The organism is Planktothrix paucivesiculata PCC 9631, assembly GCF_900009265.2.
Lineage (GTDB): Bacteria > Cyanobacteriota > Cyanobacteriia > Cyanobacteriales > Microcoleaceae > Planktothrix > Planktothrix paucivesiculata.
Map to the genome: position 1 here is coordinate 33308 of NZ_LR735023.1, position 23550 is coordinate 56857.

A 23550-nucleotide genomic window follows, 5' to 3' on the forward strand; every position below is an offset into this window, starting at 1 on the left:
CTGTCAGTCATCCATTTTCGGCAAAGATATATTTGAAAAACTTATGAATTAGGGATAAAAAGGAAGCTAAGAGAGAAAAGTTATTAAGAGGCTAGAATCCATATATATCAAGTGCTATAGCCACAGGCTGCACCTGGTGACACGAACCTTCTATTTTCGCCAATTCAGCATTTTTTGACGAACTAGATAAACAGCTTGAGATAGAATTTCAGCCGCTTTATCAATTTCTTCTGAAGTAGTAAATTTACCAATCCCAATTCGGAGCGCACCATCTAACAGTTCTGAGGATAAACCCAATGCTCTCAAAACATGAGAAGGGGCAGGTGTCCCTGATGAACAAGCGGCTCCGGTTGATATTGCTAGTTTAGAACGGACTCCGGCAATTATCGCAGTATTAGGAACCCCTGGAATCGAAATGTGCAAGTTTCCAGCAAGGCGAGAGTTAATATCACCATTAATCACTAAATCAGGTATTCTTTCAATAAGTAAAGCTTGTAACCTATCGCGGAGGAGAGCGATCGCCTGTTCATCTTCCTCCATCTCCAGCAAGCGCAAGTGACAAGATTCTCCAAGCCCCACAATTCCTGGTACATTTAGAGTTCCTGAACGAATTCCATTTTGATGCCCACCTCCCCAGATTAGAGGTTGTAGGTGGTATCCTTTTTTAATAACTAATGCTCCAATTCCTTTAGGTGCATAAAGTTTGTGTCCAGATAGTGCTAAATAAGTGATACCCCAGTCATTAAAATTAATAGGAATTTTGCCTACTGCCTGAGAAGCATCGCACAGAAAAGGAATATTATAATGTTGAGCAATATGACCAATTTGTTCAATAGGATAAATAGTTCCAACCTCATTATTAGCTGCCATAACACAGAGTAGGTCAGCACCATCAGAACAGACCTTTTTGAGATAATCTAAGTCAATTTGAGCCTGTTGATTGACTTTTAACCCAATGATTTTAGCAATTCCTTTTTTTTCTAAAGCGTTACAAGTATCTAAAACCGCTTTATGCTCAACTGGGGAAACAATGATTTTAGAGGGTTTATTTTGTTTCGCAATATGTCCTTGAATCACTAGATTAATACTTTCCGTTGCACCAGAGGTAAAAATAATTTCTTTAGGAGAAGCATTGATTAATTCTGCTGCTTGTTGACGGGCTTGTTTAACCGCTTGGGAAGCTTCATCACCATAACCATGATCCACACTATTAGCATTACCAAAAGCAGTGGTCATGTAATACATAACTTTTTTCGCTACTCTAGGATCAACGGGAGTAGTAGCATGGTAATCGAAGTAAATGACAGAAGAAGTTGGTTTAGGTGTCATTAATCTAGTTTATAATCTTGTTGAATTGCTTCAGCTACTAAATAAAAATCATCATCAGAAAGAAGAGGAACTTGAGCATAAATTAAATCTGATTCTCCTGATAGTCTAGCAACTAAATGACCTTTTCCCAATAAGTTTTCTGCACCTTTTTGTCCCAAAGAAAATTCTGATGTTCCTGTACTTTCCACTCTTAAAATCAGACGATTACCTAAGTTATCTCTTAGTTGCATTGGGAAAATGTCTTTATCAGGACGTTGAGCGGCGAAAATTAAATGGATTCCGGCGGCACGAGCTTTAACTCCTAATCTTTGGACAGCAGAAGATACAGCTTCTTTATATTCATTAACTAACATCCAATCAGCAAATTCATCATGAACGACTAATAAAACGGGTAGTTTTTGATCATTGGATACTTTTTGATTATAAGTAAATAAATTGTTAACTTTTTGCTGTCTAAATAATTGATATCTGTGTTCCATTTCTTCGACAATTTCTCCAAAAATATCTATTGCTTGTTCTTGTTCAATAATAATTCCTTTCTGAAGATGGGGTAAATTTTCGAGAGCAAAATAATCAGTTCCTTGTTTAGCATCAATGAGATAAATTTGTAAGTTTTTCGGTGAATTAGTAGCACAAAAATCAAGTAATAAATTTCTCAATAAAACTGATTTTCCACTGCCAGTTGTACCAGCAATTAAAGTATGAGGATGATGTTGTTGTAATCCTGCAAATTCACGTCCCAAATTTAAGTATAATATTTCACCATCAATTTCTTTTATCCCAATCACAAAACTAAGATTAATACTATTATTGTTATTGATTTTTCGTTTTTGCCATACTTCTCGGAGGGAAATAACTTGCCGTTGAGGACGGGCAACGGAAACAATTATTTTTCCGGGTTGCCCAGAAATATGAATAATTTTTAAACCATGAGTTGTTAGTAGTTGGGAACGTCGTTTTTCAATATCTGAAATATTAAGTCTATCTGAACCTTGAAATTGAATTAAGGCAGCATTAGGTGTTAATCTTTGTTCTAAAACTTTAGCTTGGAGATCATAACTCAGTAAAGCTTGACGAAGGGAATTAACAGTTTGATTTAACCATTGTTCTTCTTCTATTTTATTATTAGATGATTTATAATTTTGATTAAGCCAATTAGCAAAATGAATATTTGTCCAAGATTTATCTTGTTTTTCGCTAGTTAATTTTTCAGTTAATGAAGTTTTTTGCTCATTACTTTGATTGATTAAAGATGATGAATTAATATCTATATTTTGATTATTGAATGATGAACTATTATTGTTAGTTTTAATAGAATCATTATCTCGCAGATTAATATTTTCTTCTTTAATGTCAACTACTTTAAACTCATCGTCAATATTGTTAGTCCAAATAACTCTTTCAGCCGGAAATTGAGGCTTAGAAATTAACCAAGGTTTTTTTTCTCCAAACTCCCCTCTTACTGTTAATAATGACTTGCCATTGTGGTAAGCCAGAATTAATTTTCTAACATCCGCACGACTAAAAATTTCTTGAAAACATCTTTGAGCTTTAGGTATTATTATTTGTTCACTGTTAACAGAATTGTCATTAGGCCCAGAAATAAAAACATGAGAATAGCCTGATAAATCAATCTTAATTTGACCATAACGAATTTGTTCACGCCATTGTTCAATGGAAATTGTCGAATTGGGATCAAATTCAATTCCTTCTAATAATAAATCTCCAAAACGAGATAACCATAAATCACGATCTAAACGCCCTGGTGTAATAAATAGCGCATTATTAATACGTTCAACTGTATCTCTCAATTGTTTTTGTGATTTTTTCCTAACTTCTGTAACACCATTTGCATTAACATATTTAGCCTCAGAAATAACAATTTTTAATACTGGTTGATCATCTATAATTTGAGGACTAATAGCTAAAATGTCAGCAATTTGTCCCTCTTTTTGTCCTAGCCATGTAGCATAATCATCTAAAAAATACCATCCTAAAGGATCATTTTCATTTAATTCTGATTTAAGTAAAGCTTTACTTAAAACTACCCCAATTAATTCACTAGCATTGTTACCACATTTGGCTGCTCTTAAAACAATATCGCCTGATAATTGATTAGCTGAATCAATAAAACGTTGAGATAAATTAACTAATTCCTGCTCATTAAGATTGAGATTTAATGATTCTAAACGACGTTTAACTAGCACTTTTAATAAATTTAAAGGTGCAATCGAAGAAACTAAAAAATTACGTTCATAGGTACGATGTTGTTGATAACGTATTACTTGAACTCCCTGATTAATTAATTGTTTTCTTTCTAATAAATCATCATAATTAACAACCCACTCCCCTAAACGATGGACTTCTTCAAAAATAGTTTTAGTTGTATCATTTTGAAAAGAAATTTGTCGGGCGGGAATAAAATGTTCTTCCGGGGATAAATCTTTTCCTTCAATAACACTATAAATTACATCTAAATAATTTTTGCCAATATCAGGTTGACTTGGACATACTAAATAAACTGTTGATTTTAATTCATCTTTAGCGGCTGGGCGTTTTCTTGTCCATCTGGAGGGAACATGATGTAAAATATCAGGAGTTATTTTTTCTGTTGGTAAAGGTTGCCAAACAACTTGTGCTTGTCTGGAAATAACATCTTGTAAAAAAACAATATCTGCTGCAAATTTTCCTTCCTGATTATTGTGGGATTGAATGGCATCAGACATCACACTAATTCGCAGTTTTGCCATAAAATTTTGAGAGGCTTCACTGGCAATAAAGACATCAGGATCTGCATCAGAACTTTCAATCATTTGTTCATATAAACGACTCAGTTTTTCTGATTCTCGATGTTTTAAAATAATATGACAACGAGATTCTTCTTGATTTTCTTGTAATGATGCTAATTGATTAACAACAGCTTGAGGTAATTTAATTGAATCACATTGATACAGAATTATACTTAAATTAGTTTTTTCATGGGGTAATAGTTCTAAATATCTTTGGACTAATTTAATTAGTTTAGAAGTGGCTTCAGTGGGGTCTTCATTAGTAATTTGATTTTTAACTTCCCAAGTCGGTCGCTCTAATAAACTATAATCATTGACAGTATCAGACAATGTTAAAAGAACAGGTTGCTCACCTTGATAACCAACTGCAATTTCAGGATAATAAGGATGGGCTAATTCAGTAATTAAATCAGAAAAGAAAAGACGAGAATCTCCAAATTCTACTTGTTCAGTATTCAGAATATATTTTAATAATCCTGATATTTGACGGGCTTTAATGGCGATTCCAGCTAATCTAAAAGGATGCCAAGGAGCAATAATAGCAGATGGATTTCCTCTTTCTACTTTAATACACCCTAAACTTAGTAAAGGTTGATAAAGTTCAATTCGATTTTGATCTCCTTTTGCCTCTTGTAACAAAATTTCTAATAGTTTTTGATAGGTTTTACTTTGTTTCAAAATTTCATAACTGGCAATTCCTTTTCCAGTTAATAAGTTTTGAATAGCTTGTTGATAAGATTCTTTAAATTCTTGCCACACTTGATTAATTTTTTGTGCAGAATCAGAATTTAAACGATTTGCTTTAACGGCTTCTTTAATCTTTTTTGGAAAAGTTTTAGCTAAATCAAATTTAGGATCATATTTAGGAATTAATGATCCTCTATCCTGTCCAAATGCTGCCATAATTGTGCCAACGTCTTTCAAAGAAATACCTTGAAGACGACCTTTTTTACTAACTAATTCTCTGGAAATATTAGAGGAAATAAAAGGCGATTTAGAAGAATCATAAAGACGTTTTAAATCTGTATAAAGTTCTAATCCAATTGCATTAGGATTATACTTCCAAATTAATTTAATTTTTTGATTACCTGAAAATGAAGATTTCAGTTCGATTTCAAATTTAATTTCTGTAGCTGATCTACTAATTGAGGTGTTTTCTTTATATTTATTCTCTTGTTTTTTTCGAGTTTCTTCTAATAGTTCATCATACTTAAATAACCAATGAGTTTCCCATTTAATTTCTGGGGAAGTTAGTTGTTCAATTCCTTTATATCTAGTAGAAAAATAAATTCCTACTTGTGCATTAAGTTCAAGCCATTTACTTTTTCGGCTAGTTTTTTCTGTTTTAATAATTAATTTTTGTTGTCCTTCTCTTGATTCAGATTGAGCGTATAATCTCTCAAAAGCTTGTATTAATCCAATTAAAAAGTCATTACATTCTACCGGTTGTCCATAAACAAATTTATCCCATTTTGCTTTTAATCTGGGATCTTGTTCTAAAGACTGACGATGAGTTTCATAAAATTCTTCATCATCTTCATTAGAATTTTTAGTAGTAGAACGTTTTTTGAGAGCTTTTAAATATTCTTGTTCTTTTTCTGTTAAAGCATCAGAATACTCGTCTTCAAAAAATTGAATTGTTAAAGATGCTAAATCTGTTTTTGGCGGTTTTAATCCGGTAAAAAGAACATCAATATTATCTTTTTCCCATTCAAATAGGGCTAAATTTAAGGCGTTTTCATGCCAACCAGAAGGACTATTAATAAATTCAAGAATAGCTGAATGGGCTATTTCAGGAATTTGCTCTTTTCCTTTAAAAAAGGCTTTATTAATTTCTTGTTCTTCGATTGGTTTCAAATTAGGCATTTGTTTTCTTAGATAACAAGCTCGTTTATCATTTGCTTGTTTATAAAGATTTTCCCAACGTTTAGCATGACCACGATATTTGTCAGGAATTGCCTCAAAATAGCTAGAATCCCTGGGAATTTTTAAAGCGGGTAATGCCCACCCTAAAGCATTAATCAGAGGTTCATTTTCTGTTGAAATTCTGGAATGAGTATCAACAATATAGTAAGCAAAATTAGCTAGACTTAAGTTAATAGTTGTTTGCAATCCTTTTAAAGCTTTTTGCCAATATTTAATTTGTTCATCTGATAACAGTAAATTACGACCAGCAATATTAACCCAAATCTCAGTTTCTGCCATTAATTCATTAGCACCAATTCGAGGAATATCTTGTAAAGATTGTCCTTGATCATCATTGGTATTTGCTAATAATAAAATCGGTTGATCGCAAGAAGCATGGCGTAAATGAACTGTGCGTTCCGAAGTAATAATTGACTTTGGTAAATCAGTAAAATCGCCGATTAAAGAATAGGGAATTTGGATTTTAATTTTTGGTGATAAATGGGGATCATTGAGAATTTGACGACAAATTTCAGCAACTTGTTCGGGCTGTAAACAATCTAACAAAAAACGTGCCACTCCCCCAGAGGTTTCTTCTTCCTCTATGGAACTCGAATTTTTGAGAAATTGTGCGGTTACTTTACCAATTAATTCTAAAGGATTCATTACACTAACTCCACTGCAAAAGGATTTTGAACATAAGCACAAGCATCTGAAAGTCGTTTTAATAAGCCTAAACTCGCTAGACGTGCTTCTAAACGCTCGGCATTACTTTTAAAAGCTTCTTGATCCGCTTCTCCGGCTTCAATAAATTTAGTCGCTTGGCGATCGCCAATAATAAAACCGTATTTTTCTGATAATTTGGCTAAAAACTGTTGAAATTCTAAACGATGCTCTACTGTAGATAATACAACAGTTTTTAACAGGGAATCACTGGGGGCATAACGTAGTCGGCGACTGCCACGACTAGAAACTAAGCCAATTTCTTTCGCCCAACTACTATGACATTTTGCAATATGTTTTTTATGACGAGAAATTGCTTGTTCGCAAAGTTCGTCAAGCATCTCATCTGGTGAATTGGCTGTGTCTCCATCCCATGCAAACTTTTCTTTGAGTAATGTTTTTGTATCCTCCAAAAAATTAGGTGAAGTTTTACAATCATCCCATTCAGTGGTTTTTGTGATACTCCGAATATAATGTTGTACAGCTTGATGTGAAAAATTATTATTTTCCAAAAAAGAGGTAGAAGCTAAATCTCTAATTACGGTTTTCTTGGGAGCAATAATTTCTAAAATAAATTGAGGTGATTCCTCATTTTCTAAAACAGCTTTTGCTCGTGAAAGTAAGTAAATAATTAGATGCAGTCCAGTGAGAGTAACTAGATAGGGAATAGCATCATAATCCGGTAAGTTATAATTTAAAATTCTCAGCCAGTCGTCAGCAAAATCCTTATACTCTGTTAGTTTTTTATATGGCAAATAAGGAGGATTACCACCTTCTCTTGTGTGTGTTAGTTCAAATTCAGGCTGTAACAGTTTAATAATTCGATTCCATTTTGAGGTTTGATCAGGATTTTCAGCTTCTCTAACAATTCCTAACTTCAACAAAGCTGTTTTTAATTCTGATCCTTTTCCACTTCGACATAACATTAAATATAATAGTTCTCCCGTTCTCGCAAAAAAGCGGCGATCTTGAGAAAAGTTAGTCCCTGTAACCCTTAAATCAGAATATAAACAATCGGCTCCATAAGGAAAAACAAATTTAGAAGTCCAACGTTTATTACTATCTCCTTCAGTCGCATTACTTTGAAAAAAATGGATGATTTTCACAAAATCTTTGAAAGAAGCAAACCTCTTTCTTAAATAACTAAAATCTACGGGCTGATTAATTCCACCACAACTATTAATCATAATTTTTTCCCATTCTTTCCAACAAGCCTCTTCAGCCAAACCTTGATTACTAATAGATTCTAAGTAAGGATTATTAAATAAAAGATTACGCAAATAAAGTCGAGGGTAGTAATAGTATTTTAAATTGTTAAGCTGATTTTCTTCTTCTTTAAAGCCTTTATTGACTTCAATTTGGGATTGAAGAATACCTAAAAATTCTAATAAAGTTAACCAAGGAGTTTGTTCATCATAGAGGCGATGTCCCCAAATGGCTTCATCAACCCACATTTCAATATTTTCTGGTATTTTTTGAGGGAGCGGTAGAAAATTATTATTCATAGTTGAATCTCCAAGTGAATATGGTGAGCAATTTCATCTTTTACCTCAAGTAACTGAAGTAAAATATAGTTTTCTGAGTTTATTTCTGGTTCATTGTCAAGACGTTTTCTTTTGGCAATTTGTTGTATAATCTGAGTTTTAAAAGCTAAAATGTCTTCATAACATTCTTGAGAAAAACTACTAGGCAATGTTCCTTCAGCAACTCTACTTAAATATTCATATCTAGTTAAATTTAAGCCTAATCGGATCGGAGCTAATTCAGAATTTGCAGAAAGATTAACCACTAAATAGGGTTTATTTTGGTTTTGATCTAGTTCAATCCTAACTTCCTCCCCCCTTTTTTTTCTAACCGATATTTCATCTTCAAAAACTTTACTAATTCTAGCTTGGGAGTAACTTCCAGAAGTTGCAATAATTAACTTATCAGGATTTTTAACTAACATTCCTGTAAAAATACGATTAATTCCTCTAACTAAACGTCCGATTAGGTTTTGAGAAATCTGTTTTTGCTCTTTTAATACTCTATAAACATCATTCAGGTATTCTCCAGCATATTGAAATACGGTTAAATTCCAAAAATTAAGACTTGATTCTTGTTCTGGCGGAATAATAAAAAATAATCGTTGTCTTTGGGATTGAAGTAATGTTAAAAAATGCTCTCTTTCCTCAACAGAATTACCCTCAAGATAACGCTCTTGTTCTGAGCAAAATTGACGAGAAGCACCATAAAATAAATCCCTTTTGACTAGATCATTGTAACTTTCTTGTAGGTCAGGATCATCCGATCCAAAGATTAAAATATCATCAATTTGATTGCTAGTTTCAGTACCTATACCGAAATAACTTAAAACTTTAAATACTTCGTAAGAGTTTCTTTTTCTTGGAGATAAATTTTCACCAAAGACATTACCATAAAGACTTGCATTATTACTTGTTCCTTTTTCAATAATTTTAGGGATAGTTTTACAATTGAGAATGTAATCTTTTGCATCAGAATGACCAAGTAAAATATTGGCAATTAGTAATAGTAATTGTCTAATTGGCAAGTGCATTCCATTCAGTTCTGCTAATTCAAGTAGATCAATTAATCTTTTTTGTATCCTTTGATTATTTTCTATCCCGTCAAGTCTAATTTTATTTTCAAAAATAGGACACTTTTCATTTGGATTTAGGGGATTATGATAATAACATTGTTGACATTCCTGCCAACCATTATTATTTAAGACGGCATCTAAAATTTTCGGAAATATTTGAGCCGCACTTAAGCGACTAAGATTATAAAGCCGTAAATTATAATCTTTATTACATTTAGCATCAGTAACTAATAATTCTTCAATAAGTTGACGAACTTTTATAACATTAGAATTGTCTATAGCTTGATTCCATGCTTCTATTAGTTGTCCATCATTAGCGGCAATCAAGTAAATATTATCGAGTGAAGATTCAATAATAGCATTCGCCATTTCAGTTAATAAATTGATTTTCAGATCATTTTCCAATTCACTTAAATCTTTAACAATTAATAATTGCTTATTTCCAATCATTAATTTATAAACTTTTTGGTCTTTTTCCCAATCTTCAGAACTACCATTTAATGCTTCCCAAATTTCTCGACAACAGAAGGTTTTTCCGTCTCCGGCTGTTCCTGTTAAAATCACTGATTTAGGTGATTCTGATTTAAAATTATCAATTAATTCTTTTAGATATTCAGTTTCAAAGGTAATTGGCTCAACTTTTTTACGTTTTAAATTGCGTTGAATGACCTCATCATACATATTGTCATTACGGGGAATCGCTCCGTAATGTCTAAGAAAATCAATCCATTTAGATTTGGGAAAAGAAGAAGTATGATTCATAAATGACAAACCAAACAAGGCAACTGTTCATCCTCTTTATCTAAAAGAGCTTCTAAGGCCTCAGCTAAAGTACGATTAGGAGTTAACTTTTTTTCCTTAGCCATTGACTTCTGATGATAAGCAATAATTTCGTCCTTACGTTTTAAAAGTTCGGATAAGCTTTCCCCTTCAGTCCAAGTATAAGTGCGACCATCTGCATGATTTTGTTCATAATCAATTGCTTGTTGAAATAAATCTGGATGTTCCTGTGCCAACATTACCCACTCATACTTACGTTGGAAGAAGCAGAAAAAGCAACCAGAACGACTTCTCCATTGATAATATTTAGGAAGCCCAATTCCACTATCTTCTAAGATTTGAATAATATCTTGTTTAACCAAACCTCTTTCCTTAAAAGGAAAAACAGGCTTGATATTGGGCTTTGTTGAAATATAACCCTCCCGATTTTCGTCAGCCCGAATCCCAATATAGCTATAAGTTAAGTCATTGCCTACAAACTTTTCTAGGGGTTCTATCTTCATCTTGACCGTACACCAACGCATTTGAGGCGACGGTAACAATCCATCGTGAATAGCCAACCAATGGTCAAAACCTCGTTCTGAATTCAGATAATCAATCTTAATCCCTAGACGGGCTTTAATCCTTTCCAGGTATTCATAGGTTTCAGGTAACTCTTTATGGGTATCACAAAAAAAATACTCCATATCTGGAATTTCCTTGTGTAGTAAGACAGCAAGGGCTGTACTATCCTTTCCACCCGACAGACCCAAAATATGCCTTGCCTTTGTCTGTGTCATTGTTTACCCTACAGTAAATCCCTGAATAAAACTCTACAATTAAAATTCCAGAGTTTTACTCTCTTAGAGTAGCACCGAAAAGTTAGTTTAGTAAAGCACTACTGTTAAAAACTTAACTTATGCTTGGTTAAGATTGGGTTTAACTTTCTTTGCCTGTCGAGAATTGTGAATTTTAGTTACATTTTCTTCTGAAGTTACTCCAAAGACTTTCTCAGTAAACGTAGCAATAAAAGCTTGTTGAAGTTGCGGATTATTGATGAGCAATGGATTTTGAAGAACTTCATTCACCAAATTTTCAAGCTGGTCAGTTGTTTCATTTTCAACCCAGACCATGCGGTGAGTTTCTTGGCCATCAGGACGAGTCACCGTAATCCGTCGGGCTTCAAAGCCTTCTCCTCGAGTTGCCGATTCTTTCTGTAAGGCTTCTAAATTTTTAAATCGTCGTGCAATATCCGATAATTTAAGCTCAAAAGATGTAAAATCCTCATCCTTCCATGATTCTGCGGGTTTATCAGCCACAATCATTAACAAGGCTTCCAACCATTGTTGATCTGGTGCAGTTGTATCTGTTGCGGCTCGTGTGAAACGATTTAGTATTGATTCGACGCAGCGCCCTGAAATATAATTAGCTCTCACTCGCAAATCTTCCCGCAACTTAGTTTCTTCACTTCGGACTGCAAAGGCTTCATATAGCAGATTTTGACAATCATTCAGCAGACGGTCATAAGCGGTATGAATATCCCGTAGGACTTGGACAAGCTGGGTGCGTAATGATTTGGCTATGGTCTCATCCTCAGCCTCCTCAGTTCCAATCGGAGGAAGGTTAAAGGCTTGGGGCAATTCCTTAAATAACAATTCATCGGGTTCTATTGTCTGTTGGAGAGCTTTTAATACTGCTTGAGCCTGGGTACTTAAACGTTTAGTTTGTCTAGTATAAACGGGCAGCTTACTGGCAAATTGATACAAAGGCGTGACTACAGAGAGTAAAGTCGCATTTCTTAATTTTCCTTGTTTCCTGGCATCGGGTTGGCGCAGAATTGCTTCAAGTTCTCGAAAGACTTGCGATCGCAATCCCACCACTTCAAAATACTTCACTGCATATCGTTCAGGATATTTAACGAGTAATTCAAAATGTTCCGGCCCCAAGACGGGGACAAACGTACCATCTTTGTAAACTCCAATATCATCAACGTGGTACAGCAGTACAGCAGCCAGAATTACTGGAATGGCACCTTGTTTTACACCATAAGGGGGAGCGGATAAAAGTTTATACAGTTGAGCCACTGTTTGAGGTTTTTCTTTAGCTTCTAAGCAAAACGCCTCAATTGCTTGCCATAATGTCCAAATTTTGGAAGTGTCTAAGGGAGGATAAAATCCCCACTCTCCATCCACCAATTGATGAATCCCCGTTTCAGCCAACAAAGAATAGTAAATACTAACTTCAGGGCCATATCCTTCCAGGCTTAATCGTTCTTTCTCAGGGTGTAGAAGCATCGCTTCAATGAGTTCCCGCCTTGCTTTTGCCCCTTGAGCGGTTAGTTCACGGCGATTAATCAACTCGTTCCATAGAATCGGACTTTCAAAGTAAACTCGATCACAAACTTCTGAAAGTTTGGCATTGAAATCTGTGACATGGGTAATTTTTTCCGGTTGCCCTTCAACCCAACAAAGGTTTTGATTAATCGCTACATCAAATGCCCGATTTAATGAGTCATCAAAGGATTCTTCTGCTTTCAGCAATCGATAGCGCACTTCCCTTCTGGCGACCCCATCGCTTTGTAATTCGGGAGCGTTTTTCCTCATGGTTTTCAAGGCTGCATACTCCTTAGCTTGCACTCTTAGCACATCCAACTGTGCAGCACAGAGAAGGATTAAAGGCTTTCCGTCTGCGGTCTTTGAGGGAACAACAGTAGGAGGTTCGATATCAATCCAGTAACCCACCAACCCATCAAAATTAGAATCTGAACATTGCAATTTGGCTAATTCTGTTGTGGTATCGAGATAGCATCGTTCAAAATAACGCAGTGTACCTTTTTCATAACTGTGACGTTGAGCAACTAAAGGCTTAAGAGGACGAATATCTGATAGGAGTTTTACTAAGGGCGATCGCTCTTTATCAATATAGGCAGTTAGTTCCAAATCAACGTTAAAATCGGAACCTTGCCAAATTCGTAACTCATCAAGTTGCCGACGATGATTAATTAAGCCTTTTTGTAGAAGGTTTTCAATTACTTTTTCCCATCGCTCAAAGCTCTCTGAATTGGGACTATCACACAGAGCTAGGGTAACTAATCTTCGGGTTGCCCGAATTGCTCCTGTTGTTGTCACTAAATTTAACGTGCCAATGGTTTTTAAAACTTCTAAAGTATCAGCATCTAAATGTTTAGCATCAGTAATTAAACCATGAATTTCTACCCACCGTTGTACATTAGACCGAGATGCTAACCCCATTCCTACTGCTTCGATAAAATAGTCATAAATTCTAGCTAACTTCAGAGTGGGTAAAACATCTTTTCCTACCGTTGTTTCTTCTAAAAATTTTTTGAACGAGTAGGGTTCAGCACTGGTCAGAAATGTAAATAGAGAGCGATCATTTTGAGCATATCGTACACATAGCATCGGTAACACTAATGCTGCTAGGGGATGTAAGGGATAGTTGAAAGCCAGAATTTCAGGGGACGTATCTAAAAATATATCATTGGGTAAACGCTCAATCCACTCCTGGGTTTGGTTAGAAATAGCACATTGAATAGCATCAGCTTGAGAAGCATCAATCGCCTGGCCTATCAAGCGCATCATTTGAGCCGGAGAATCCTGAAAAGGAATATCCTCAAACCGTCCTTGAATTTTAGACCATTCACTACGTTGAACTGCCGCTAGTCTTTCACCATAATCTACAAAAGATTGATGTAATAAACCTACAATGTAAACCTGAGTGCCTTCGGCCGTAGATAATTCCGCAAGCTGTTGTAATAGATATAAATCTTCTGCTCCTTGGTTACGGGCAGCATATTCCAAATTCTTGCCCAGTTCGTCAATAATCAGGAAAATATCAGTGGAGGTCGTTTGAAGAATTTCCTTAATCAGTTTAGGAATTTCCCGACTGTCCACTGTACTGCCTGTTGCGACTTGAGTATTAAAATCTGTTAACTTACGACCTACTGAAAGTTTGGATCGTTTTTGGGGCGACCAGAATAGATCAGCGCCCTGGTATAAAGCACGAACAATGGTATTACTGATGGGTTCTCGTTGGGCGACGGCAATAGCTCGAAATAATCCTTGACTGGGGACGCGCTCACTTAAAACGTTATATTCTGGACTGGACTGTCCCAATGTTTCTGCCGCAATTTCTAAGGCTTTTTGTCGCATCGGGTTCTTATGATCAGCCAGCAATGCAGTGAGATAATGAGCAAAGGCTGACTTTCCAGTTCCATACACGCTGGTAACTGTCCAGGCTCGATGACCTTCAGAGGTTGTCATGCCCGTTATAATTCGTCTGAGGGCATCAACAGAACGTTCTGTTAGAATGTAACCTTCCAAAGCATCTAACCGTTCTAAATCTCGTTCTAAATTAATAGAGCGAGAATAACGTCGGTTAAGACTGAAATAGTTAGATAGTGTTTTGTTCATTTGGACGTTCTGTTGCCTCTGTTGTGATAGTAATGCTCTAGGATATCTGTTGCTAATTGCCAAGGATCAGCAGTAAAAGAAAATTGAATAATTCCAGCCGTATCTGAAAGAAATAAAGAATTAAAGTGACGACTAACTCGTTCAATGGCATCACAAACATCCCCTTCAATAAGTTTAAATGCCATACCAGGACTACCTGGATCATAGAGTAAGCGCGGCATCGCAATGGTTTTTTGACCCCCTACCCCGACGGCATATTCCAAGCAGGCAGCCACTACTATTTCAGGAGGTAAATTATTTTTTTCTCCGATACGAAAGGTAAAGTGTTTAGTATCTCCCGCCGTATGCAAAATTCCTAATTCAGTAAACGGACAATCTAAAGTATCTTCGCTGGGCTTATCCTTAGAAGATTGTTCAACATACATCCGCAAAATGCAAGTAATATCTTTTTCTAAAGACGAATCAGCAATTTTCCCGCCCAAACTATCTCGATAGTCACATAGAGCTAAAAATAAGTCATTTTGTGTAAAATCATTCCCTTGAAATAAGTGAAATACAAAATACCAAGCTGCTGCATTACAAGGAGGTTTAAGTAAGTTCCAATGGAGCAACCACAAAGATGCCGGATCTTCACAAAAAGCATCCCAGCTTTGATTACCTAATAAACATTGTCCAAATCGTGTAGGTTTGTCATTATCAAGAACTTTAAATGTATTACACCAGTAGCGAATTGAGCGAACCATATTTTTTCCTACGCCCAAACGCACTGTTGCTTCATCATCCAAAAAAATTTCTGGATTTTCAATTGCTGCATCAAAGCCTTTTTTAAGCCAACCAAATCGGGGGTGAAAGGTTTCATGACGTGCAAAAACTGGATTCACCAAAGTTGATGGAGTAATATTTTCAATAAACGAAAAGCTTGTTTGAATCACTGAGAATAAATTATAATGGTTTAATTCAAAATCATATTATACCATCTTTGGCTCAAGTTAATTATTTTATTTCAGGAAAATATAAAAACTCACAAAGAGTGAATTATTTTAAATTTATTAATTTTTTATCAATCCTCTATTCAATAAATAGATGTAGCTTGAAATGAATCGTTAAGTTTTTATTGTGAATATTTTTTAATTCTTGGTTCAATCTTTAGTTTAAAACACTAAGGATTCTTTGAAAACCTGATTTTAATTAAACTTATAAGTGAGGTTTCTCTTTTTCTGGTACTTACAGCCCGATTTGAATTACAAACACTGCCTAGATTTTTGCATCAATTCGGCTTTACCCCATCAATAGATTATTGGAACTGCCTCATCCGGGGCGGTTTTTCCGTATTTTAGGGTAGTTTTAAATTAAGAGACAACTGCCCAGGTGAGATATTTCCTCGACTTCGACAATGACAAGCCAGGTGGCAACTGGTACACAAAGCCACTAAATTTTCCAACCTATTATCACCAGGGTCAAGATTCCAATGATGGACTTGCAACACATAAGCTCGGGGTTTTAGGTTGTCGGGTAAGGTTTCTCCAGGTTTTAGACATAAACGACCACATCGTTGACATTGCCAGTTAGCTGATTCCTTAACCGCCAAAGCTAGTTGCTTCCAATTTTCAGGATACCGACTTGAACTCATGGACAGATTTATTGCTGTTTTCCCCCAACCCTTTCCTACAGTCTAGTTTTTCATTGACCCAATAACATAACGAATAGCATAGCGGATAGCAAAACAGAATAACATAACGAATAACAGGAATAGCAATTGAATCAATATGTCTGGACTCATTGGATCTGATAAGAAAGGTTTCCGTAGTCTTTCGCTCAACTCTGACATTTTGGGGGATTTACTAGCTAATAAGCGCAGTGTTCAAACCCGTCAAGCCTACGCTAAGGATTTGCGAGATTTCTTTACTTTCATTGCCAATAGTGACCCGACACCGGAGTTAGTTAGAGAATTCCTAGCTTTAGAACAGTTTGATGCCCTAGCCATGGTTCTCAACTACCGACAACACTTAATTAATAAGGGTCTGAAGGAATCTACCGTTAACCGTCGGCTGGCGGCTATCAAATCCTTAGTTAACTATGCCCGCACCATTGGCCGTTGCAAATTCACTCTTGCTGATATCAAAAACGAGAAAGTCCGCCGCTACACTGACACTTCCGGTATTCCTACTGACCAAATGAAAACGCTTCTGGAACTTTGCGATCGCTCTACTCTCAAAGGGAAACGCGATTACGCTATCTTCCGGTTGCTCTGGTCAAATGCTCTGCGCCGGGGGGAAATTTCTAATGCCAATGTCACCGATTTAGATATTGATAACCGTTGTCTATGGATTCAAGGCAAGGGTCGCGGCACCGATAAGGAAAAGATTGAGTTGGGTTTGGCTACCCTAGAAGCGATTCAGGATTGGCTAACAGCTAGGGGACGGGTCAGGAAAACTGCGCCTTTATTCTGTACCCTCGATTACTGCACCAAAGGGCATCGGCTCAGTGGAGAAGCCATTTACACGATTGTGCGCGAGTTAGCTGAGAAAGCCCAAATTAAAAAACGTCTCTCCCCCCACCGGATTCGACACAGTTCCATCACCGCTGCCCTCGATGCCACCGGGGGAGATGTGCGCCGGGTGCAAAAACTAAGCCGCCACCATGACCTGAATACTCTGATGATTTATGACGATAATCGCCAAAATGCTCAGGGAGAAATTACGAATTTATTAGATGATTTGTTGTGAGTATTGAGTTTGAACCTAACCTTGTGTAAATAATTTCAGGAGGTGCTCGCATCTTCAAGGAAACACCACCATTTTCCGATGATGTCTCCTTGAATCAGCTTAATATTCCGATGGCAGCATCAGTAAACCACCAGTGACATAGAGTTTGAATTCAATCAGGGGAAAATAGGACACGATGTAAAGTTTTATTGCAACTAATCGCTGTAACCTTTACACCGGAGGGCATTAAGTTTCTACTTTGCGGTTCATGACACGCTCGCTATTTTCGCCCCTATAATGCGGTCATAACCTTCAACAATTCTGCTGATAAATCCACATTAAAAGAATCTTCTTTTTTAAACAGAACCCCGGCTAAAAAGTAGATATTTTCAGAATAAAAGGCTTTCTGTTTTTTCTGAAGGTCTTCAATGGTTTGTTTAACTTTTGGTTCGCAACTATAGTAACCAAACTTTAACGGTGAAATCATAAAATCAACCACTTGATAACCCTGCGCTTGAGCATACTCAATGGTTTCCACCGGATTAGAATAAGCCGCAATCATTAATAAAACATTCGTACAACCCACTGTAAACAGTTTCTTCGTAATGGTAGCCCCATCAATTCCCCCATGCAAGGCAGGCAGATATAAATCATTATCAGGTGCCGGAAGATAAGGAGGATTTGCAATTAAATAACTGGCGGAACCTGGGGAAGCACTAAAAAAACATTCATTATGAATAATATACTTGTTTCTAAGCTGATATTTCTCAATGGTAGACCAAGCTAATTTACAAGCATCAATGTTTAATTCATAGCCGTGAATACAGCCTTTAAATCGAGTTTTAAGTAAACAATTAATGATAGGACTCCCTTCACCCGTTCCAAATTCAATAATTGAGTCAAAGGGTGTACATTCATTTAATACCATTTTCTCAATACATTGAGAGTAAAATTGAGATTCTTCAGGGCAGAAGAATACTTGATCAGGAGAATAAGGTTCTGTAACTTGATGGGAAGATAATAATCCGGTTTGCATGATGAATATTTGGAGATAAATGTTAATGGGAAATTGTTGAAAATTGAATTAGGAATTACTAACAGATTTTTCTGCTTGTTTAACAGCTTTAATCACGGCATCCCCGGCCCGATCGCCCATCCATTTTTCTTGGTCATAACCGAGCAGAATTTGCCAAGCATCATTCGGATATCGATCCACTAGGGGTAACGCAACTTTGTCTAACATCCAGCGACCGTGACGTTCATCTTCACGGATATGTAATGCCCAATACCCCATGGCCGTATCTGAAAGTTTGATCCGTTCTGCGGCTAATTTATAATCGGTATAAATGGCAGGGCCAGCAATTTCAAAGTAAGTTAAGCCGCCGTTATAACGCAAGAAATAACGCTTGCACTCTGTTAGGAGAAAATTATGATTAATTGAGGCTAAAACTTCCCAAGGAACCATGTTAAAATAAGCTTCTGGCTCCGTCTCTAACCCCAATTCTGCCATCATTTGAGCAAAAAAGGTTGAATGTTTTCGATGGAGATGACCATTGCCATATTCTTCGAGTAACACTAAGATTAATGTGGCTTGGACTTCGTTACTCGCACCGCCCAAAATCCGCGACATTCGACTGGCTTCTACTAATCCATCTAAAGAAGCGATCGCTAATAAATGTTTATACCCTTCCCGGGTCATTTCGTGCCGCAAATAATATTTATTTTCACTAATTGCTGGGTTGAGATCAACCTCGCTCCGTTCATTTAACGCTTGCTTAATATCTTGTTGTTTGTATTCTTCGAGATCAAATTGGGCATTTTCCCAAGTTTGCCAAACTTCCTCAATGCGATCGCGCACCCAGTTTATATAATAAGACCGTTCGTTGCTATAGTGCTTTAAATCATCATACCAAAACAAATTCAGCCGATTAATTCGATAAAGAATGCGTTGTAAAAATAAGCGGGCTAAATTAATATCATTATTTTCAATCTTTTCGGTATAAGCCCTTAATAAAGCTGTATTGATTGGGGCTTCAAACGGTTCTACTAATTCTGGGTTAATACTGATTTCCTGATCGAGATTTTCTAAATTTAGCAGTTGAATAAAGTGCTGTTCTGCCTCAATAAAATTAACGGATTGAGAAAGTGAAGGCAGATTGGTTGATATCCCTTTAATCACTTGATCGGGACTCAAAGTTGCTGTCATACGATAATTCCTAATTATTTCCTAACGATTAATTCCGACCTGAGCTAAATATTAAGATTTATTTAGTCAGCTAATCTCACTATAATCAAGTTTCAGTTCTTCTATAATCTATCTGTAGATGGATCATCAAAAAATAGCCTAAAAGTCAACAGTTTTTGCCAGATATTTGATGAGTTTTTAAGATTTCAAGATTTATCAATCTCTTTCTAAAGAGAGTTGAATTAATCGATTTTATCCCTATGTTTCCATGAAGTTAACTTCTGTTTAATAGCGATCGCGTCTATCAGTTGCGTAAGTCCTGTTGGCGTTTCTGACCCATTCATTATCAGTGTTTATAACTTAATGGAGGATGTACAAATCAGCCATGATGCCAAAATGGTCAGAAGGATAGAGAGTACGACTGTTAGAAGCGGGTTGGTTCAGTATTAATTGGCAGTTCTTGACCCGCAGATGGTGATTGACAAAGATGTAATCTAAGGTGCCTCGCCAAGGGCGAAGTGTGTGATTGAAGCGCAATTGCCGCAACGTATGCCACAGCACTTTCTTCCAATTGCGTCGGACTAGGGGAGTCGGGCAGGTATAGACTGGTTCTTGACCGTGGTGTGCGGCATAGGCAGACGTGAACTGTTGCCGCATAAGGGCGATCGCTGAGGTCTCAGGGGTTCCATTAAAGTCTCCGACTGCGACAACGGGTAGTTCTGGTGGAAGCTGTCCTAGCCAATCTAAAACCTGCTGCACTTGAATATCCCGATCCCGATGAGATCCCGGATACCAGTAATAATGTCCATTGCAGAGGACAAGCGGTTGCCCATCCACCACAACCTGAACATATTGGGCAACGCGGTTCTGCCCTTTCAATGCCAGCATCTCTTGCTTGACGAACGGATAGCGGCTGAGAATGGCGATTCCTTCAGACAGAGCGGTTCCTTCATCGTTGACTTTAGGAGCGAGGTACAGGTAGGGCATATCTAGCTTCTCTGCAAGCCAGGCTCCTGTATCTTCCGGTAATTTGACGACCTCCTGCAAAGCAATTAAATCCGCATTCTCTGCCGCCAGTCCTTCAACCAGGAGTTCCCGTCGCTGTGTCCATTCTTTGAGGTCAAATAAGATGTTGATTGTTGCAACTTTAACCATATTTGTTTTTCTATAAAAGTTGAGTTTAGCTGATAGTTTTTCAGCAATCCTGCGTGCAAGTTTTGAGAGCATGGCGCTTTCTCAGTTACTTGGGGGACTCCAAAAGTTGGGGAGTAAAACGGGTTAGCCGTGTTCTGAGCTATCAACTTTAAGAATTACCACCATCAATAATTAATGGGTCGCCCTCAGACCGAGTGATTAACCCTTCTATTGAGGCTTCCTCTCCATCTGTGTCGGTTTCAATCTCAACCAGAAGTTGATTAATTTCATTCACTAACTGACTAACCTCTGATTCCTTTTGGGTGAGGCTTTGCAATCTAAGGATAAGTTCTTTTAATCGGTTAAATTGTTCCTCTGAAATTGTTGTAGGCATGGGTTTTACTCCTAATAAATAACTAAAAATATTGCTATGGTGTCGTCAACAATTCCCAATCAGCAAGTCCTGAAACACCAACCCTGACAGGGACACCCAGATAATTTGCGGTGTAGTAATCAGTCTGATATCGTGCCATTGAACCATCAGGGCGTCTCAGTCTGTATTCAAACTTGGGAATATAAACGTCACGGGTTAGGAGGTCACGGAGCGCGGCGTAATCATCCATTGAGTCGCGCCAATACCATAGATAATTCTGTCCAATCCATTCAGAGGGTTGAATGATAGCCCGTGCCGGGAGAAGTTTGTCATTTTGGAACAAGCAACGGTTATCAATTTGACTAACTACACAGACTGATTTTCCATCCTGCCAATGACTTAATAAAAATTCTGTTACCCGTTGATAGTCGTCATCAGGTCTAAGGGTGATGGGGTTAACTTTGGGGTTGACGGGTTCCGATGGTTTGTTAGGGTTAGGGTTAGGGGTTGAATTGGACATTGTTGCACTCGCTCCTATTTTTCTTAATCCCTGTTTCGCTCCGTTATACAGTAACCGCACCTCACCCCACTTAGCCGCCGTTTCCGTTAGCCAGTCCTCAATATCTTTATAAATAGATAAAACTTCCCCTTTTCTTAGTCCATCGGGAGCAAGAAAAGCTAACCCTGATGGACTGATAGCGGGTTCCCAGTTAGCTATGACATGGGGCGTTTTTAGTTCGTTTGTTTCCATTGGTGTTTTTATCCCGGCAGTGCTGTAGAACGGCTTGATCAATGTCTAAGGTGTCAGCTAATAACGCGAGTTCGACATCCTCAAGAGTCTTCCCTTCAATGGCTTTACAGAGGATGGGCAGAATCTCACTAGGATCTATTCCTTTGGTGTTAGAGGCTGTTTTTAGTGTGTCTATCCCTTGTTCATAGTTTGCAACATCTAACTCTATAAGGCATAAAGCCCTAGCTTTCATGTTGGTATAAAGCTCAAGGCACATCTTCTTAAATTTGAAGTGCAGGGCTTCAGGCGGGTCTACTTTTAGCGGTTTGATTTTTTCCATCGTCATCGTTTGAGCTTTTTACTATTATCACCCGCTTTACCCTTAAATACCATGTCTACACTTATACCCCTTGTACTCCTTGTACCCTTCAAACCTTTTAAGACCCCCAAATATTTTAAATATATAATTACCCTTGATTATTTCTTGACATTCACGGGTAATAAGTGTAATACTAGCCAACATAGCACCCCAGAACATCCTCTCGCAGAACCCTAGATAGGACTCAGAAGATACCCAAAGGAAGCTATCACTCACCCTGAGAGGCTTTACCGCTTCTCCCCCTCGGAACCTCGAAAACTAAACAGCCTAGCCACATCCTCAAAATAAGAGGCTCAACTGTGGGAAGCAATTAATTCACTTTATTATCCAAAGGAAAATGACAGTAATTAACCCAGAAATTATCCCAAACAATGAACGGGTTAGGCTTTACAAGAATCGAAGCGAGAACAGTTTGTACACTTCCCAAAAGGATTTAACTGAACGGCTAAAACGCAAGCCCCAAACACTCAGAACATGGGTCAACCTTTTAATTACTCATGTCGATGATTTTTGGAAGTATTACAAACCTCGTAAAGCCTACTGTGATTATGTTGTTTGGTGTATTGAGCGCATTGATGAACATGACAAAAAGCAATGTAAATCAGCACCACGCCCGGACTTAATTGACGATTTCATTGTTAACAATTCTCAATCATTAACCATCAAAAAATACTTAGAGGAGCTAGAAAATGTCTGCACAACCGAATCAAAAATCGACAATGCAAAAAGTACAGTTTCTGATTCTGAAAAACTTAGCCAAGCAGCTTAATGTTTCCGAATCAGAAATCTTAATCGCTATCAAACAAATGGGCTATGACCCCAACAAGATTCACGAGTCTTGGGAAGTTGCGATCGCAAATCACCTAACCGGAATCGCGCCCCAAAAGCTAAACGGCACAGTCCCAAAATCCGAAACACCGGAATCATTCAGTATTGAGGACTCAGAGGAGTTTGTGGACTGGGAGGAAGTCGAGAATGAGTTAGGGGACGGCGCTCTAAGTTTGGTTGAGGAGTTGGGACTAAACCAAGATGCTATTAGTAAATCGGATTTAGCGGCGCTCCGAGAATTGGCTTTATCAAATCCCGTTCATCAGAATTTAGCTGATCATATTGGGGCGGTGGGTTCCGTTCAGGAGGGGTTAACTAATGAACATATCCGACAGGAATTTGAGAAGGGTTTAGCCATTGGTGAAGCGGGTTCAGTCGCTTTAATTACTGGGTTGTTACAGTCGCAACTAAACGGACTTGAACAAGCCTACAATCTCCAAACAGCAATTAACTCAGATTTCCAAAAAATTATCAATTCTCAACTGGAAAACCTAGGGAAAACCAACAAAGGGACACCGGATAAAACTGTTCAGGACTTGGGGAAGCAAGCCACAGCCAACCAACAGAACAGCAAGAAAAAAACAGCAGTTCGGACTCAGAAAGTCGATGTCATGACTATCAAGAAATCATTGAACAAATAAACCAACTAAGAGAGACGGTCATCCTGCTAGAAAGCCGCCTC

Annotated in this window: 17 protein-coding genes; 3 read left to right on the forward strand and 14 right to left on the reverse strand. The window is 37.3% G+C overall.

The features are described 5' to 3' along the window. Nucleotides 1-150 precede the first annotated feature (150 nt). The 8 genes from PL9631_RS19625 to PL9631_RS19660 form a co-directional block, all read right to left on the reverse strand. Complete coding sequence (locus PL9631_RS19625; RefSeq protein WP_083622948.1) at nucleotides 151-1329, reverse strand: cysteine desulfurase family protein; 1179 nt, start codon at nucleotides 1327-1329, stop codon at nucleotides 151-153. Next, on the reverse strand, nucleotides 1329-6689 hold the full coding sequence (locus PL9631_RS19630) for an FtsK/SpoIIIE domain-containing protein (protein WP_083622950.1): 5361 nt from the start codon (nucleotides 6687-6689) through the stop codon (nucleotides 1329-1331). The genes PL9631_RS19625 and PL9631_RS19630 overlap by 1 nt, the downstream gene beginning before the upstream one ends. After that, nucleotides 6689-8251, reverse strand: a complete 1563-nt coding sequence (locus PL9631_RS19635) for a hypothetical protein (protein WP_083622952.1) — start codon at nucleotides 8249-8251, stop codon at nucleotides 6689-6691. The genes PL9631_RS19630 and PL9631_RS19635 overlap by 1 nt, the downstream gene beginning before the upstream one ends. Then, entirely contained in the window at nucleotides 8248-10107 is a 1860-nt protein-coding gene (locus PL9631_RS19640) for a hypothetical protein (protein ID WP_083622953.1), read from the reverse strand. The genes PL9631_RS19635 and PL9631_RS19640 overlap by 4 nt, the downstream gene beginning before the upstream one ends. Continuing rightward, the gene (locus tag PL9631_RS19645) at nucleotides 10104-10904 is read right to left on the reverse strand and encodes a phosphoadenosine phosphosulfate reductase family protein (RefSeq protein WP_083622955.1); all 801 of its coding nucleotides are present in this window, start codon (nucleotides 10902-10904) and stop codon (nucleotides 10104-10106) included. Before PL9631_RS19645 ends, PL9631_RS19640 begins: the two co-directional genes overlap by 4 nt. Nucleotides 10905-11021: 117 nt before the next feature. Continuing rightward, nucleotides 11022-14534: a hypothetical protein gene (locus PL9631_RS19650; RefSeq protein ID WP_083622957.1), complete on the reverse strand. Its 3513-nt coding sequence runs from the start codon at nucleotides 14532-14534 to the stop codon at nucleotides 11022-11024. Beyond that, nucleotides 14531-15466: a DUF4007 family protein gene (locus PL9631_RS19655; protein ID WP_026789256.1), complete on the reverse strand. Its 936-nt coding sequence runs from the start codon at nucleotides 15464-15466 to the stop codon at nucleotides 14531-14533. The genes PL9631_RS19650 and PL9631_RS19655 overlap by 4 nt, the downstream gene beginning before the upstream one ends. A 401-nt stretch (nucleotides 15467-15867) precedes the next feature. After that, complete coding sequence (locus PL9631_RS19660; protein WP_083622960.1) at nucleotides 15868-16164, reverse strand: HNH endonuclease; 297 nt, start codon at nucleotides 16162-16164, stop codon at nucleotides 15868-15870. A 136-nt stretch (nucleotides 16165-16300) separates the two neighbouring features. On the opposite strand from PL9631_RS19660, the gene PL9631_RS19665 reads away from it, so the two are divergent. Continuing rightward, a complete protein-coding gene (locus tag PL9631_RS19665; protein WP_083622962.1) occupies nucleotides 16301-17260 on the forward strand; it encodes a tyrosine-type recombinase/integrase in 960 nt (319 codons plus the stop codon). A 271-nt stretch (nucleotides 17261-17531) separates the two neighbouring features. Here PL9631_RS19665 and PL9631_RS19670 read toward each other — a convergent pair whose 3' ends face one another. The 6 genes from PL9631_RS19670 to PL9631_RS19695 form a co-directional block, all read right to left on the reverse strand. Next, on the reverse strand, nucleotides 17532-18275 hold the full coding sequence (locus PL9631_RS19670) for a class I SAM-dependent methyltransferase (RefSeq protein WP_083622965.1): 744 nt from the start codon (nucleotides 18273-18275) through the stop codon (nucleotides 17532-17534). A 48-nt stretch (nucleotides 18276-18323) separates the two neighbouring features. Continuing rightward, nucleotides 18324-19445, reverse strand: coding sequence for an iron-containing redox enzyme family protein (locus PL9631_RS19675; protein WP_083622967.1), 1122 nt, complete (start codon nucleotides 19443-19445; stop codon nucleotides 18324-18326). 339 nt (nucleotides 19446-19784) lie between these two features. After that, the gene (locus PL9631_RS19680) at nucleotides 19785-20651 is read right to left on the reverse strand and encodes an endonuclease/exonuclease/phosphatase family protein (protein WP_197046440.1); all 867 of its coding nucleotides are present in this window, start codon (nucleotides 20649-20651) and stop codon (nucleotides 19785-19787) included. Between the two features lie 76 nt (nucleotides 20652-20727). Beyond that, a complete protein-coding gene (locus PL9631_RS19685; RefSeq protein ID WP_083622969.1) occupies nucleotides 20728-20952 on the reverse strand; it encodes a hypothetical protein in 225 nt (74 codons plus the stop codon). A 34-nt stretch (nucleotides 20953-20986) separates the two neighbouring features. Further along, nucleotides 20987-21682 (reverse strand): hypothetical protein, encoded by a 696-nt coding sequence (locus PL9631_RS19690; protein ID WP_083622971.1) that lies wholly within the window; start codon nucleotides 21680-21682, stop codon nucleotides 20987-20989. After that, nucleotides 21642-22001: a hypothetical protein gene (locus PL9631_RS19695; RefSeq protein ID WP_156090637.1), complete on the reverse strand. Its 360-nt coding sequence runs from the start codon at nucleotides 21999-22001 to the stop codon at nucleotides 21642-21644. The genes PL9631_RS19690 and PL9631_RS19695 overlap by 41 nt, the downstream gene beginning before the upstream one ends. 376 nt (nucleotides 22002-22377) lie before the next feature. Here PL9631_RS19695 and PL9631_RS19700 point away from each other — a divergent pair, with 376 nt between their 5' ends. Both PL9631_RS19700 and PL9631_RS19705 read left to right on the forward strand, forming a co-directional pair. After that, complete coding sequence (locus PL9631_RS19700) at nucleotides 22378-22809, forward strand: hypothetical protein (RefSeq protein WP_083622975.1); 432 nt, start codon at nucleotides 22378-22380, stop codon at nucleotides 22807-22809. Beyond that, the gene (locus tag PL9631_RS19705) at nucleotides 22730-23509 is read left to right on the forward strand and encodes a hypothetical protein (RefSeq protein WP_156090638.1); all 780 of its coding nucleotides are present in this window, start codon (nucleotides 22730-22732) and stop codon (nucleotides 23507-23509) included. Before PL9631_RS19700 ends, PL9631_RS19705 begins: the two co-directional genes overlap by 80 nt. The last annotated feature ends 41 nt before the right edge of the window (nucleotides 23510-23550 follow it).

Coding starts and splice junctions, on each gene's coding strand:
- PL9631_RS19625 (WP_083622948.1), bottom strand. CDS start 1,329: ATGACACCTAAACCAACTTCTTCTGTCATTTACTTCGATTACCATGCT.
- PL9631_RS19630 (WP_083622950.1), bottom strand. CDS start 6,689: ATGAATCCTTTAGAATTAATTGGTAAAGTAACCGCACAATTTCTCAAA.
- PL9631_RS19635 (WP_083622952.1), bottom strand. CDS start 8,251: ATGAATAATAATTTTCTACCGCTCCCTCAAAAAATACCAGAAAATATT.
- PL9631_RS19640 (WP_083622953.1), bottom strand. CDS start 10,107: ATGAATCATACTTCTTCTTTTCCCAAATCTAAATGGATTGATTTTCTT.
- PL9631_RS19645 (WP_083622955.1), bottom strand. CDS start 10,904: ATGACACAGACAAAGGCAAGGCATATTTTGGGTCTGTCGGGTGGAAAG.
- PL9631_RS19650 (WP_083622957.1), bottom strand. CDS start 14,534: ATGAACAAAACACTATCTAACTATTTCAGTCTTAACCGACGTTATTCT.
- PL9631_RS19660 (WP_083622960.1), bottom strand. CDS start 16,164: ATGAGTTCAAGTCGGTATCCTGAAAATTGGAAGCAACTAGCTTTGGCG.
- PL9631_RS19665 (WP_083622962.1), top strand. CDS start 16,301: ATGTCTGGACTCATTGGATCTGATAAGAAAGGTTTCCGTAGTCTTTCG.
- PL9631_RS19670 (WP_083622965.1), bottom strand. CDS start 18,275: ATGCAAACCGGATTATTATCTTCCCATCAAGTTACAGAACCTTATTCT.
- PL9631_RS19675 (WP_083622967.1), bottom strand. CDS start 19,445: ATGACAGCAACTTTGAGTCCCGATCAAGTGATTAAAGGGATATCAACC.
- PL9631_RS19680 (WP_197046440.1), bottom strand. CDS start 20,651: ATGCTCTCAAAACTTGCACGCAGGATTGCTGAAAAACTATCAGCTAAA.
- PL9631_RS19685 (WP_083622969.1), bottom strand. CDS start 20,952: ATGCCTACAACAATTTCAGAGGAACAATTTAACCGATTAAAAGAACTT.
- PL9631_RS19690 (WP_083622971.1), bottom strand. CDS start 21,682: ATGGAAACAAACGAACTAAAAACGCCCCATGTCATAGCTAACTGGGAA.
- PL9631_RS19695 (WP_156090637.1), bottom strand. CDS start 22,001: ATGGAAAAAATCAAACCGCTAAAAGTAGACCCGCCTGAAGCCCTGCAC.
- PL9631_RS19700 (WP_083622975.1), top strand. CDS start 22,378: ATGACAGTAATTAACCCAGAAATTATCCCAAACAATGAACGGGTTAGG.
- PL9631_RS19705 (WP_156090638.1), top strand. CDS start 22,730: ATGTCTGCACAACCGAATCAAAAATCGACAATGCAAAAAGTACAGTTT.